We start from the raw sequence: 14,576 nt of genomic DNA, 5'->3' as shown, positions 1-14,576 counted from the left end.
TGCGCACCGCAACTTTTGCAATATAAGAAACAAGACCGTCAATTCCAAATCCCTCCCTAAAAAAGTAAAGTGTTATTGAAAAAGAAATATGCTAACGACAAGCACTTCTGCAACTACAAAGCTACAGAAGAAACAGGTCTGTGGGGGACAATAGCAGTTATGCACAAAAGGAGAACAATCACATGGAAATGACACTTCGCTGGTACGGCAAAGAGTACGACACAGTAAAACTATGGCAGATCAGACAAATCCCAGGAGTAAAGGGAGTTATCACAACTCTTTATAATAAACAGGCAGGCGAGCTCTGGACTCAGGACGAAATCAAGGCCCTCAAGGCAGATGTAGCTGCAGAGGATATGCACATCGCAGGTATCGAGTCTGTAAACGTATCTGATGCTATCAAGGCTGCAACAGCAGACAGAGATGAGCACATCCAGAACTACATTGACACCCTGGAAAATCTTGGTAAGGAAGATATCCACATGGTGTGCTACAACTTCATGCCAGTATTTGACTGGACCAGAACAGAACTTGCAAGGAAAAGAGCTGACGGCTCAACAGTACTTGCCTACACACAGGAAGCAGTTGATGCCATCAATCCTGAGAAAATGTTCGAATCACTTTCTGGCGACACAAACGGAACTGTAATGCCAGGTTGGGAGCCAGAGAGAATGGCTCATGTAAAAGAGCTTTTTGAAATCTATAAAGGAATCGACGAGGACAAGCTCTTTGAGAATATCGTTTATTTTCTCAAGGCAATCATGCCAGTTTGTAATAAATATGATATCAAGATGGCTATTCATCCAGATGATCCTGCATGGTCAGTATTCGGACTTCCAAGGATCATCAACAACGAAAAGAATATCCTTAAGCTTATGAAGGCTGTTGATGATGTACACAACGGTGTTACATTCTGCTCAGGCTCTTATGGAACAAGCCTTGAGAACGACCTTCCACACATGATCAGAGCCCTTGAAGGAAGAATCCACTTTGCACATGTAAGAAACCTTAGATTTATCTCTCCTACAAACTTCGAGGAGTCAGCACATCTTTCATCAGATGGAACCTTTGATATGTACGAGATAGTTAAGGCACTTTATGAGACAGGCTTTGACGGCCCTATCCGTCCTGACCACGGCAGAATGATCTGGGGCGAAGTTGCTATGCCAGGCTATGGCCTTTATGACAGAGCACTTGGTGCAACATACATCAACGGACTTTGGGAAGCTATTGAGAAATCACATCAGCGCGGAGTGTGATAGAAGAATAAACCAGTGCATTCTGGTGGAAAACAGCTAATTACGCCGCCTACTTTGTACGCTGCAAAAGCGGGAAACGCTGAGAATAAGTTCAATAACGAAAAGAGGATATTATAAAATGAAACTCAATTATGAAAGTTTAAAAAACAATAATTCCTGGAAAGAGAAGGGCTATTTTGTTCCTTCTTTTGACAGAAATAAAATGATAGAAGAAACCAAGGCAAATCCAGAGTGGGTGCACTTTGGCGCGGGCAACATCTTTAGAGCATTTCAGGCAAATCTTTCACAGAGGATGCTTGAGGAAGGCTTTGCAAGCAAGGGAATAACGGTAGTTGAGGGCTTTGACTATGAAATCATTGAAAAGATGTACAGACCACACGACGATCTGTCTATCCTTGTTACATTAAAGGCTGATGGAAACGTTGAAAAGTCTGTTGTAGAGAGCATTGCAGAGTCTTGCATTTTGGATTCTAACAATGAAAAAGAGTTTGCGCGTCTTAAGGATATCTTTTCCGCAGATTCGCTAAAGCTTGCAACCTTCACCATCACAGAGAAAGGTTACAGCCTTGTAAACGGCGCAGGGGAAACCCTTCCAGCTGTTGCAGCGGATTTTGAGAATGGTCCGGAGAAACCCCAGAGCTACATCGGTAAGGTTTCAGCTCTTTTGTATGCAAGATATCTTGCAGGTAAAAAGAAAATTGCCATGGTCAGCACAGATAACTGCTCCCACAATGGGGATAAGTTATTTGCTGCCGTAAGTTCTTTTGCCAAGGCATGGACTGAAAACGGCAAGGCAGATGGAGGCTTCCTGTCATATATAGAGGACGAGTCTTTAGTATCCTTCCCATGGTCCATGATCGACAAGATTACACCTAGACCAGACGAAAGCGTTAACGAAATCCTCAAAAACGACGGTGTTGAGGAGCTTGAGCCAGTTGTAACCTCAATGAAGACCTGGGTTGCCCCTTTTGTAAACGCTGAGGAGAGCGAATATCTGGTAATTGAGGACAAGTTCCCAAATGGAAGACCAGCTCTTGAGAAGGTAGGCGTGATCTTTACAGATAAAGAAACTGTGGATAAGGTTGAGCGCATGAAGGTTTGCACCTGCCTTAATCCTCTTCACACAGCACTGGCTGTATACGGATGTATCCTTGGATTTACCAAGATTTCTGACGAAATGAAGGACGAGACACTTGTTAAACTCGTTAAGACAATCGGTTACGTTGAGGGACTTCCTGTTGTTACTGATCCTGGCGTTATTAAACCACAGGAATTCATTGACACTGTAGTAAATGTGCGTATTCCTAACGTGTTCATGCCAGATACACCACAGCGTATCGCCTGCGACACTTCACAGAAGCTTCCGATCAGATTTGGCGAGACAATTAAGGCTTATGCTGCTTCTGATAAGCTCGATGTGCAGGATCTTAAGCTTATTCCTCTTGTTTATGCAGGATGGCTCCGCTATCTTATGGGCCTTGATGACAACGGAAACTCTTTTGACCTAAGCCCAGATCCACTTCTGGAAAAGGCTCAGGCCTTCGTAAAAGATATAAAGCTTGGCGAAACTGATGAGGCAAAAGTCAAAGCTATGGTTCTTCCGCTTCTTAAGGATGCAACAATCTTTGGAGTTGACCTTGAAAAAGTAGGCCTTGCAGACAGAGTTGTCAGCTACTTTGTAGAGCTCATTGCAGGAACTGGCGCAGTTAGAAAGACTCTTGAAAAATATGTTGGCTAATCAAACATAAAGAAATATGAAAAGATCCCATGGCTTATTTTGCAGAGCTGCTGATATGAAATATGTCAGCTAAGCTGACCAGCGGCTCGCAGACGAGTAGGAAGACTAGCCGTCTTTTACTCGATCAAATGTTAAGCCATGGGATTGTTTTTTTCCTAAGCATGCAACATAAAACGGATGCGTATTGTTGATATGATGGACGAAACGTGATATATTTTTAACGTTTGTGCGATTGGAGGACTTTATTATGAAAAAGGGAAACAAGAAAAGCAATTGGTTATACGTAGTATTTGCTGTAATGGCAATTATACTTGGAATAATCGCAATATTAACAGCTGAAACATCAATAAAACCAATATATTATGCTACCATGCGAGGGGGAGTACTGATATTCGCTGGAATTATGATTTTAGTATGCGTCATCGCTGAAAAATTGCAGTCCAAGAAAAAATGAAGATCATTTTAGCCAAGATGATACTTGGTTCGGAAGAATTATATTTTGGGGAGGAACTAGAATGAATAAAATTGATCATCCAGCCTTTAAAAAGGCTTATAACGGGAAACTTGCCGGAGTGATCATCGGCGCAATATTGACAGCTGTAACAATTGCAATGTTTGTGGGAGGCTATTACTGGAATCAAAATAAGATGTATGAAGCTATCCCATTTGGACAGGCTTATAACGAACAGAAACTTGAAGATGACATTTATGCATATGTGGAAATCACCACAGAGCCCTATGAATTTGCATATTATGATGAAGGCCCCAGCTATTATTTTATTTCTGACGGTGATGAAATTTATATCATGAAAGCGGTTGAAAGCAACTATGAAGAAATAGTAGCTGGCATAGATAGCGATGGCTATTATGATCTTGTAGGTGTTATCGAAAAGATAGATGATGAAGATGCTATTAAATTCGCTATAGAAGCCTATAATGAAGGCGAAACAGATCCTGATAAGATCATTACCAGAGAAGACTTTGATACCTATTTTGCAGGTGTTGCCATTAATCCTAATGGAGGCACAGAGTTTAGCAGCAATCTATATCTCGGCGGAGTCTTTGTGGGTATCTTTGCTTTGATACTACTAATAGCTGCAGGATTAGAACTTTATCATTACAACAGAGCTTTAAATGGACTTAGCGAGTATCAGGCTCAGTATATTACCAATGAGCTTTATAGCCCACAGACTGTATATATCAAGAAATGTAGAGTATTCCTGACTTCTACTTGCATAGTGAGCCTTGGAAACAGACTGGAGATAGTTCCTTACAACAATATTTTGTGGGCATACAGATATGACCAGAGAACAAATATGGTGCCAACCCTGACCAACATGAAGGTTATGAAAAAAGATTTTTCAACAGTATCTATTGCTGATATGCCAGGAGCTGCAAGAGGCAAGGAAGAAGTGCTGAATCAGATTTTTGCTACTATAAGCGCTAGAAACCCTGAGGTACTTCTTGGCTATACACCACAGAATCAGACATATGTTAACCAGCTTAGAACTCAGCAGACTTTTCAGAATAGGGCTATGTAAAAAAGATATGTATCCAGGGTGGCATATGCCTTGTTTCCGGTGATGCAAATTAAGAATAATCAAGTGTTCTGCATGATAAGTCCGGCGTCAAGTGATGCAGAATAAAAATAATCAAGTGTTCTGCATGATAAGTCTGGCAGCAGGTGATGCAAATTAAGAATAATCAAGTGTTCTGCATGACAAGTCTGGCGTCAAGTGATGCAAATTTGGAATAATCAAGTGTTCTGCATGACAATCTCAGTGTCAAGTGATGCAAATTAAGAATAATCAAGTGTTCTGCATGACAAGTCGGGCGTCAAGTGATGCAAATTTGGAATAATCAAGTGTTCTGCATGACAATCTCAGTGTCAAGTGATGCAAATTAAGAATAATCAAGTGATTTGTATGACAAGTCTGGCGTCGAGTGATGCAAAATAAGAATAATCAAGTGATTTGCATGACATTCTCAGCGACAAGTGATGCAGAATAAAAATAATCAAGTGTTTTGCATGACAATCCCAGCGACAAGTGATGCAAAATTGGAATTATCGTACGCCCTGCATCACAGAAATGATCATAATGATGCAGGACTACCACATTTGCTCGCTATGCATTACAATGAAAAAAGAGATACCGATTTGTCACCAATAATCATTTTTGGAGTTTTCATAGACATAGGAGATTTCATCATGAAAAATGTCACACTTGGACGCACCGGCATATGCGTTCCCCAAAACGGTTTTGGAGCCCTTCCAATCCAGAGGGATTCCCTTGAGGAATCAGTTAAGATACTTAGAAAAGCTTACGATGGAGGCATGAGATTTTTTGACACTGCAAGAGCATATAGCGACAGTGAGGAGAAGCTTGGCGCAGCCTTCGGAGATGGCTATGTAAAAAGAGAAGACATAATAATCGCTACCAAAACTGGAGCCAAGACACCAGAAGAATTCTGGCAGCATCTTGAAACTTCACTTGCAAAGCTGAAAACAGATTATATTGATATCTATCAGTTCCATCTTATGGGACAGTGCTGGAAACCAGGCGACGGCTCAGGCATGTACGAATGTATGCAGCAGGCAAAGGAGCAGGGCAAGATAAGACATATTGGCGGTACAGCGCATAAGCTCGGCGTCGCCGTTGAACTTGCTGAGTCTGGCCTCTACGAAACTGTTCAGTATCCTATGAGCTACCTTGCTACGGAAAAAGAAATAGACCTTATCCACCTTTGTAACAAGAACAACGTAGGCTTTATCTGCATGAAAGGACTTGCAGGCGGACTTATCACAAACTCCAAGGCAGCTATGGCCTTTGCTTCTCAGTTTGATGGCCTGGTTCCAATCTGGGGAATCCAGAGAGAGTCTGAACTTGATGAGTGGCTTTCCTACATGGATAACACACCGGTTATGGATGACGAAATCCGCGCATTTATCGAATCAGAGCGCAATGACCTTATGGGTGATTTTTGCCGCGGCTGCGGATACTGCATGCCTTGCAGCGTTGGCATCCAGATCAATCAGTGCAACCGCATGATCCTCATGCTCCGCCGCGCTCCAAGCGATTCCTGGTTAAATGATTACTGGCAGGCAGAGATGAACAAGATTGACGACTGCATCCACTGCGGCGCATGCCTCTCAAAGTGCCCGTACGAGCTTGATATTCCTAACCTCCTCAAGAAAAATCTTGAGGACTATAGAGAAGTGCTTGCGGGAAATAGGAAGGTTAAATAATTTTCAGAATAATAAAACTAGCAAAAGCGTAGATTCCAAAAGAGTCTACGCTTTTACTACGATTATAAAAAATCAAAATTTTGACATACATAAAACATTAATAAATTTCGATGGTAAATCTTAAGAATTTCCTGATAGACTAATCATTGTGCCCTTCAGGCACAGGGGCGAAAATCTTCTGCCCACAGCTTAGTTTACTAGCTGGCAATCCCACTTTGATATGCAACTAAAAATAGTTGCAAAATAGTTTAGAAAATTATATACTTAAGGAGAAGAAATGAGTCAAAAAGATAAGCTACTAGGCAGACTTTTAGCGCTGTCAAGATTACCATGCATAAACCTCATCCGCAGAAGGAATTGAAAGTATATCAAATGAAACAGGTAATCAGTTTGCTAGAGCAGGAGGGATTACTATGAAAAACACAATGCTATATAAAGGGTATGTAGGAAGCGTGGAATTTTCCGAAGAGGACGAAGTTTTCTTTGGAAAAGTACAGGGGATACGGTCATTGATATCATATGAAGGCTCAAACGCACATGAATTAGTCCAGGATTTTCATGATGCAGTAGATGATTATCTGCGATTATGTGCAGAAGAAGGAAAAGAGCCGGAAGTCGCATTCAAAGGGAGCCTGAATGTTAGAATTGGAAGTGATATCCATAGGCAAGCAGCTATATATGCATTTTCACAGCAGCAATCTTTAAATAGCTTTATAGAAGAGGCGGTAAAAGAAAAACTGCTGAAAGTAAAAGCTTTATAAGAATGGCAAGAGCGTAGATTCCAAAAGAGTCTACGCTTTTATAATGCGTAAATATTCATTTAATAATTATTTAACTAGTGGAATAATCGTATTATTGATAAAATGTAAATGGAACATTGCGCAGTTTTTATGCAACTGACTTCCTGAAAATTGCTGAAATTCAGAAAAAATCAAACAAATTTAGTTTTGACTGTTAAATTTTCATACAATATGCCGATATATTTGTTAGAGACTCATTCACAACCTATGAGGGGGTTATGATATGGCAAAAACAGCAACATTAAGGGCAGAATCTTTAAGCAATGCGGTCGTTGGACGAAAGATAATTGAGCTTAATTATCAGGAAATCTTTGACCACAAGCCCAATATCTATAAGTGGACAAAAAGAGCCTTCGATATTGTGGCTGCAAGTATCGCATTGATATTACTTTCCCCGATATTTCTTTTGACAGCCCTTGCAATTGAGCTGGAAGATGGCGGCCCTGTATTCTTTACACAGATTCGCGCAGGCCAGAACATGAAGCCCTTCAAAATCTATAAATTCCGTAGCATGTACAAAAATGCCGAAGCCCAGTTTGAGCGTATGCAGGCTCAGAACGAGCAGACAGGCCATGCTTTCAAGATTAAAAATGACCCAAGAATTACCCATGTTGGTAAATTTATCAGAAGATACTCAATCGATGAGCTCCCTCAGCTTCTGAATATCATTAAAGGTGACATGTCGATAGTAGGTCCAAGGCCTATTCTCTACAACCAGATGGAAGAGTGCAATGCCTACGAAAGGCAACGCCTCATCGCAAAGCCAGGCCTTACCTGCTACTGGCAGGTATGCGGCAGAGCCAAGATCAAATGGGACCGCTGGGTTCAACTCGATCTTCAGTACATCGAGGATATGAGCCTTCTTAAGGACATAGAACTTATCTTCAGAACATTTCCTGCTGTATTTGGCAAGGATGGAGCATATTGATCATAGGTAAAAGAAATAGTGAATTAGAGGGTAGCCAGTTGGCTGCCCTTTTTCTATGTTGTTCGAAATACAGTAAACTTCTTAAGATTTATTAAAGATTGTTCTAAGGCCATTTACAACCTTTCTGGCAAATGATATCCTTTCACTACTTGTTCTTTCTGAGCAAGCGGTCATGCAAATGGTGTGTCTAATGCACTGTTTCGATTAAAACTCTAGGCATGGCTATTTTCCAACCATGAGTACTTTATGGATAAGAATGCGTATGATTTGTGAAAGGAGTATAATTAGACTATGTCAACAAAAGAGAAGATGATAGAAAGACTATTATCTGTCCCTAAAGATTACACTTATTTTGAACTTAGAAGTCTTTCATCGAAGCTAGGATGTTCCATTTCTCAAAAAGGTAGCGGATCAAGATGTATGCTGATTTCGCCAAGCGGTGCCAGATTAGCATTTCATAAACCACATAATTACTGCTATTTTAAAGGATATGCGGTGAAGGATATAATCTTGTTTTTGCAGAAGGAGGGCTTGATTTGAATAATATATCTAATGTACTTGAATATAAAGGATATATAGGTAGCATCGAGATTGATATGCAGGAAGATATTTTATATGGGCATGTTCAAAACTTGAAAAACACTAATGATATTGTTTCATACGAAGGTGAAACACTTAAGGAATTGAAAGAAGATTTTAGAGGGGCGATTGACGATTATCTCAGTAGCTTAGAGAATGAAGAACCTAAAGAGAATTAAAAGCATTGAGAGAACTGAATAAAATGAGATTAAAAGCGTAGAATTGGTACAAAATCTACGCTTTTTTCTATGAAAAGTACAATATATGGCTTATAATTAATCTATATAGTATCAATTAACAGGACAAATATTGTTTTGATCTGATAATAAACATAGTTGGCAAGATAAAAGTTGAATGATTTTTGAGAAAGCATAACTAATATGAACATACTAAGTATTCTATATCATAAAATGTATACCAATCCAATTTTTTTTAAAATTAATTGCTTTTTGGTAAGAAAAGGAATTGAAAAAGAAATTGCATATTATTTTTTTAGCAGAAAGTATGAAAATGATAATACAACTAATATGACTAGTTTGGATTTTTTTCAAAATAAGAAATCCAGTATAGATAGTAACCTAATGATGCTTTCTGATGAGAAAAGTAGAGATATATATTTGGCATTAATAGAATATAGGATAAAAAAATTACCACTGAAAAAGAATATTTATTCATTAATGGACCAGTATTTTGTTGATGATTTCTTGAATATCAATGATGGCGAGGTGTTTGTGGATTGTGGTGCTTTTGTTGGTGATACAATTAATAATTTTTTGGTTGTAGCGAAAAAAAAGCATATCAAAATAAAAAAAATAATTGCTCTTGAGCCGGAACATGAAAATTTTAATTTATTAAGCAATTATTTCTCTAAGGATAAACGAATTATTATGATTGAGGCAGGAGTATCCGATTGCAAAAAGAGTGTTTATCTTACAGGAGAAAGTGCTTATGCTAGGACAACTCAAGAAGCAACAGGAACTGATCAGATAGAGTTAGTGCCTATCGATGGAATAAAAGAATGTAGTGACGCAACATATATCAAAATGGATATCGAGGGTGCTGAACTTGATGCGTTGCGCGGTGCGGCAGAGACGATTAGACGAAACAAGCCTAAATTAGCGATATGTATATATCATAGCAATGCTGATTATTTGGACATTATTCCATATGTTAAAGAACTTAACCAAGACTACAAACTATTTGTCAGACATCACTCGCGAAGCATTTCGGAAACAGTTCTTTATGCAATCCCGTGATTGAACTTTGCATATGTTTGGCGAAAATCATTTGTTTTAATACAGGTGCTTATTCAATGAAAACAATTCTACATATAACAGAATGTTTAGGAAGTGGAGTTTTATACTATGTAAAGAATTTATGCGCATGGCAAGTAAAGGATTATCGTGTTGTTGTGGCTTATTCTACACGACCTGAAACACCTGCGGATTTTAGAAAACAATTTGATGAAAAGGTTGAATTTATAAAGGTAAATGGATTTACACGAGAGATAAGACCTAAGGATGATTTAAAGGCCTTTTTAGATGTTAAAAGAATTGTTAAGAAGGTTAAGCCTGATTTGATTCATCTTCATTCAACTAAAGCCGGCGTGATAGGGAGATGGGCTATTGATAGTAATAAGTATAGGATTCTGTATTCTCCACACGCATATAGCTTTTTGATGGAAAATTGTAGTGAACAGAAGAGAGCTTTTTATAAGTTTATAGAGAAAATTTCTGATAGAAAAAGGGTAATTACAATAGCAGATATAGATAGTGAATTGGAAGCTAGTAAAGGTGTAGCCAAAACTGCTATTTGCATTCCTAATGGGATTAACTGTAATGAAATGGATCAAATTACAGATGAGGCTGAGAAATTAATAAAGAGAGGACAGATAACGAGCTCGAAAGCCAAAACTGTATGTATGATTGGCAAGGTGGTATACCAGAAGAATCCGGCCCTTTTTAATGAAGTGGCAAAAAGAATGAGAGATATTCATTTTGTATGGATAGGTGGTGGCCCTTTAGAAAATGAATTAAATAGTGATAATGTAGAAATAACTGGATGGGTATCAAGGCCAGAAGCTGTGGCGAGAATAATGATGAGTGACATTTTGGTATTTACATCAAAATGGGAATCATTATCAATAGCTCTTTTAGAAGCAATGTATGTCGGAAAAATGTGCATTGTAAGCGATGTAGATGGAAACAGAGATGTTGTAAAGAATGGTGTAAATGGATTTGTATGTAGCAAAGTCGATGAGTATGTTAAGCATATTGAAAGTGCGTTTGAAAACCCTCAAATAATTATGGAGATGGGGGCTAATTCTCGTAAGTCGATTATTGAGACATATAACGTAAATGCAATGGAAAAGGCTTATAGGAGATTATTTAAGGATTTGGATATTGGCATAGAGGTAGAAAATGCTTATTAGCGTTATAGTAACTGCATACAATGTTGAAAAGTATATTTTGAAATGTTTAGAGAGCATCTCTGCACAAACATATAAAGATATAGAGATAGTTATCGTTAATGATGGGTCTACTGATCGAACGGGTAATCTGATTGAGCTATTTGCACGAAAAGATTGTAGAGTAAAGTATGTTAGTCAAAAGAATTCCGGGTTATCAGCAGCAAGAAATAAAGGGGTGAAAATAGCGTCGGGAGAGTATATCACGTTTGTTGATGGAGACGACTTTATTTCTTGTTTGTTTGTTGAATCGTTGTATAACGCGTTAGTTTCATTTTCAGTTGAAATGTCTTGTTGCAAAGCAATTTGTTTTTGGGAAGGGCATGAAAAAATAATACAGGACAGAATAAATGTGAGAAATGCACACGAAGAAGTGGAATTGCTGGATAGTATTGAAGCATTGAGAAAGTTATGCTATCAGAGACCTACTATTACTGGGGCAGTATTGAAAATGTATAAAAGGGAATTGGTAATGAGTATTCCATTTCCTGAAGGAAAGTATTTTGAAGATACTGCGACTTCATATAAGTTTATACAAAAAAGTGTGAAAATGGCATTTACTAATAGAGCATTATATGCTTATCGATACCGAAGTGACAGTATAATGAACGAACGATATACCAGAAAAAAACTGGATTGCATTGATATTTCAAGGAGTTTGTTTGAAGATATTACATCGAAAAACCGCCAATTGACAAATCCTGCTTCTTGTGCGGCGTTCAGAATTAATAGGATAGTAATAGGGCAGGCATACAAATTCAAGGAGGATACAGATCTTATTTGGAGAGAAATATTGAAGTATAGAGATACAGTGGCAAAGGATAAAGATGCCCCCAAGTATGAAAGAATGCTTGCGAATATTTCTTATTTTGGTAAAAATATTTTTGCTTTTGGTTCATGTTTTTTTTCTATGCTTAGGAGGATTTTGATTAGGTTTGGGATAAAGAGATAAGCAGAGAAAAGAAATGGAATGTCATTGTGATTTGGCTGCCTGAAGATTAGGAGATATATAGAGAGAAATGACCCTTGAGAAAAGAAAACTAAGAAACAATGTGATTTTTTCTGTAGTGCATCAAATAGCGGCGGTCATATTTGGGTTATTGATTCCTAGACTTATTTTGAAAACATACGGTTCTGAAATAAATGGATACGTATATTCTATAACGCAAATGCTTTCTGTAATTACATTTTTTGACTTTGGAGTCTCTTCTGTAGCACAGGCAGCTTTGTATAAACCGTTGGTAAAGAGGAATTATTCGGAAATATCATTGATCTATTCTGCTACAAAGAAGTATTTTAGGTTTTTAGGGCAAATTTTAGTTATATATGTAGCGGCCTTATGTTTTTATTATGGTTTTTCAAGGTCTGATAAGTATTCGTTTTTTTTCTCAGTAGCTTTGGTGTTAAGTATCTCGGTGAGTATGATTGGGCAATATCTGTTTGGACTTACCGATCAGGTTTTATTAGCTGCGGACCAACGAATATATATATATTCTATTGTTGATACAGTTATAATCTGTGCAAATGGGTTAGCAACATGCTGGGCGATAAAATGTGAATATGGAATACAAGTTGTAAAGCTAATCACATCGATTGTTTTTCTTATTAGACCGATAATTCTTCATTTTTATGTAATAAAAAAATATCATATTACGAGTGATGATGGAGAAAATGAATACAGGCTCCCCCAGCAATGGAGCGGTCTAGTACAACATTTAGCCTCAACATTGATTCTTAGTTTAGATACGATTATTTTGACGTTTGCTTCAACATTGCAAAATATCTCCATCTATAACGTATATACTTTTCCACTGAATGGAATTAGGGGGATGGTTACTGCAGTTGGAGGCAGTTATAAGAGTTTCTTTGGGCAAGTAATAGTTTCTGAAGAACATGAAACGCTTAATGTAGAATTCACTAAATTTGAGATGTTATTTCATTTTTTAGGTAATATGGTTTTATGTGTTTCAGCAATGTTGATAGTGCCTTTTGTTAAGATATATACAGCGGGGATTAGTGATACAAATTACATTAATTATCTGTTTGCATATCTTATAGTTTTATCATATTCCATTTTGATAATTAGAATCCCATATACAACAGTTATAATTTCGGCAGGACATTTCAAAGAAACACAGATGTATTGTGTTATTGAATTTTTTGTAAATGTAATAATATCTATTTTATTAACGCAAAGGTATGGATTGGTGGGGGTGACAATAGGTACTTTACTGGCTGTAGGATATAGAATGCTTGCAAGTGTTATATATTTAAAAAAACATATTCTAAATAGATGTGTTCGTATATTCGGGAAAAGAATTATTGAGGATGTAGTGGTTGTTGGAGTGTTTGCACTTATTATGAACAAGTTATTTAGAGGTATTATTGTTAAATCATATTATATTTGGTTTGAATATGCTCTTTTGTTCACGCTGGTGTTCTCAGGAGTCAGTATTATAGTATATTCCGTTTCTGAAAAAGAAATACTTTTTTCGTTATTACAAAGTATTAAGACTAAAATGTTTGGGAGACATATTACATGAAAAATTGTGTAATAGGATATGTTTTTGGAGGAGAAAAATATTATTCTTTTGTTCCTATGTATCTATATTCATTTAATAAACTCTATCCAGGAACGCATTTTATTATATATTCAGATGAGGAGTTACCTAATGAGTATAAAGAAACAATAGATGTTCGGTCAAAATACACTGGAGGAGTAGAATTTAGGATAATAGACATAAAGAAGACAAATATAAGTAGAGGCGCGTTGCGTAATAACTATGTTAGAAGGGCTATACGATGGACAATTCTTGACGAGTCTCTTATGGTATATGATACGGTCTACATTGGAGATATAGATATCTTTCTTTGCAAGGAAGAAATGAATATGTTTGAAGCACACCAGCGTCACTGTGATTATATAGGGCTTCCTTATTCGAATATTGTCAGAACCATTAGAAAAAATAGAAATCTAAAATGTTTTATTCGAAATAGTATTAGTTTTGGCGTGTATGCAGCAATAAGAAATGTAGTTGAGGGCAAGAAGGAATGGAAACAATTAAGCGGTTTGCATTTTTTTAAACCTAAAGATTATATTCCCAAAGTCAGTAATGAAATTGAATTTTTGTGTGATGAGATAGACAAGACATACAAGTGGAAATCAAATATTTGGAATCCATGTGTTATTAATGATGAAAGTATTCTCTATGAATTAATTAAACGCTCTGAAATTGGATTACCAAGTTATCAGCCAGATTTATGCAAAGGAGTAAGATTGATTGAGAATTCTAATCCTGAGTCAATATGCTATAGACCACATCATGGATTACATCTCCAATTATTTCAGAGGGCTGGCGTAATAGATAATGATGTCGCAAATTCTGCAACATATCGAAACTATTTTAGATATTTTGATGAATTATATTATTCTGATAAGGATTTGCAAATGTTTGTAGATAATAAGGAAGAATACTATTCTGTAAAACTAATAAGGAATATGATCGCATATTATAAACTTTTGCCGTAAGGTGTTTTTTATTTGTTTTAGAAAAAAGT

Annotated in this window: 14 protein-coding genes; all 14 read left to right on the top strand. The window is 37.2% G+C overall.

Translation table 11 applies throughout. The features are described from left to right. The first annotated feature begins 182 nt into the window (after positions 1–182). The 14 genes from uxuA (at position 183) to G631_RS0110315 (ending at position 14,547) form a co-directional block, all read left to right on the top strand. Positions 183–1,259, top strand: coding sequence for a mannonate dehydratase (gene uxuA, locus G631_RS0110380; protein WP_026489386.1), 1,077 nt, complete (start codon positions 183–185; stop codon positions 1,257–1,259). A 118-nt stretch (positions 1,260–1,377) separates the two neighbouring features. Beyond that, on the top strand, positions 1,378–2,997 hold the full coding sequence (locus tag G631_RS0110375) for a mannitol dehydrogenase family protein (protein WP_026489385.1): 1,620 nt from the start codon (positions 1,378–1,380) through the stop codon (positions 2,995–2,997). A 247-nt stretch (positions 2,998–3,244) separates the two neighbouring features. Next, on the top strand, positions 3,245–3,451 hold the full coding sequence (locus G631_RS0110370; RefSeq protein WP_026489384.1) for a hypothetical protein: 207 nt from the start codon (positions 3,245–3,247) through the stop codon (positions 3,449–3,451). A gap of 61 nt (positions 3,452–3,512) precedes the next feature. Next, the gene (locus G631_RS0110365; protein WP_026489383.1) at positions 3,513–4,538 is read left to right on the top strand and encodes a hypothetical protein; all 1,026 of its coding nucleotides are present in this window, start codon (positions 3,513–3,515) and stop codon (positions 4,536–4,538) included. Between the two features lie 668 nt (positions 4,539–5,206). Beyond that, the gene (locus G631_RS0110360) at positions 5,207–6,244 is read left to right on the top strand and encodes an aldo/keto reductase (RefSeq protein ID WP_026489382.1); all 1,038 of its coding nucleotides are present in this window, start codon (positions 5,207–5,209) and stop codon (positions 6,242–6,244) included. 413 nt (positions 6,245–6,657) lie between these two features. After that, positions 6,658–7,005, top strand: a complete 348-nt coding sequence (locus G631_RS0110355; RefSeq protein WP_026489381.1) for a type II toxin-antitoxin system HicB family antitoxin — start codon at positions 6,658–6,660, stop codon at positions 7,003–7,005. Between the two features lie 262 nt (positions 7,006–7,267). Next, on the top strand, positions 7,268–7,972 hold the full coding sequence (locus G631_RS0110350) for a sugar transferase (protein WP_081671316.1): 705 nt from the start codon (positions 7,268–7,270) through the stop codon (positions 7,970–7,972). A 291-nt stretch (positions 7,973–8,263) separates the two neighbouring features. Further along, entirely contained in the window at positions 8,264–8,512 is a 249-nt protein-coding gene (locus tag G631_RS0110345; RefSeq protein WP_026489379.1) for a hypothetical protein, read from the top strand. Beyond that, positions 8,509–8,730 carry a hypothetical protein gene (locus G631_RS0110340; RefSeq protein ID WP_051197129.1) on the top strand — a complete coding sequence of 74 codons (222 nt, stop codon included), beginning with the start codon at positions 8,509–8,511 and terminating at the stop codon, positions 8,728–8,730. Before G631_RS0110345 ends, G631_RS0110340 begins: the two co-directional genes overlap by 4 nt. Before the next feature lie 201 nt (positions 8,731–8,931). Next, positions 8,932–9,807 carry an FkbM family methyltransferase gene (locus tag G631_RS0110335; protein WP_026489377.1) on the top strand — a complete coding sequence of 292 codons (876 nt, stop codon included), beginning with the start codon at positions 8,932–8,934 and terminating at the stop codon, positions 9,805–9,807. A 56-nt stretch (positions 9,808–9,863) separates the two neighbouring features. Further along, positions 9,864–10,982: a glycosyltransferase gene (locus tag G631_RS18840; protein ID WP_051197127.1), complete on the top strand. Its 1,119-nt coding sequence runs from the start codon at positions 9,864–9,866 to the stop codon at positions 10,980–10,982. Beyond that, positions 10,972–11,970, top strand: a complete 999-nt coding sequence (locus G631_RS0110325) for a glycosyltransferase family 2 protein (RefSeq protein WP_026489376.1) — start codon at positions 10,972–10,974, stop codon at positions 11,968–11,970. The genes G631_RS18840 and G631_RS0110325 overlap by 11 nt, the downstream gene beginning before the upstream one ends. A 67-nt stretch (positions 11,971–12,037) precedes the next feature. Beyond that, positions 12,038–13,561 (top strand): lipopolysaccharide biosynthesis protein, encoded by a 1,524-nt coding sequence (locus G631_RS0110320; RefSeq protein ID WP_026489375.1) that lies wholly within the window; start codon positions 12,038–12,040, stop codon positions 13,559–13,561. Then, a complete protein-coding gene (locus G631_RS0110315; protein WP_026489374.1) occupies positions 13,558–14,547 on the top strand; it encodes a hypothetical protein in 990 nt (329 codons plus the stop codon). Before G631_RS0110320 ends, G631_RS0110315 begins: the two co-directional genes overlap by 4 nt. Positions 14,548–14,576: the final 29 nt, after the last annotated feature.

Source organism: Butyrivibrio sp. XBB1001 (assembly GCF_000424505.1).
Classification (GTDB): Bacteria; Bacillota; Clostridia; order Lachnospirales; family Lachnospiraceae; genus Butyrivibrio.
The sequence above is the reverse complement of the archived record's forward strand: the minus strand, read 5'-3'. Positions and strand labels throughout refer to the sequence as shown.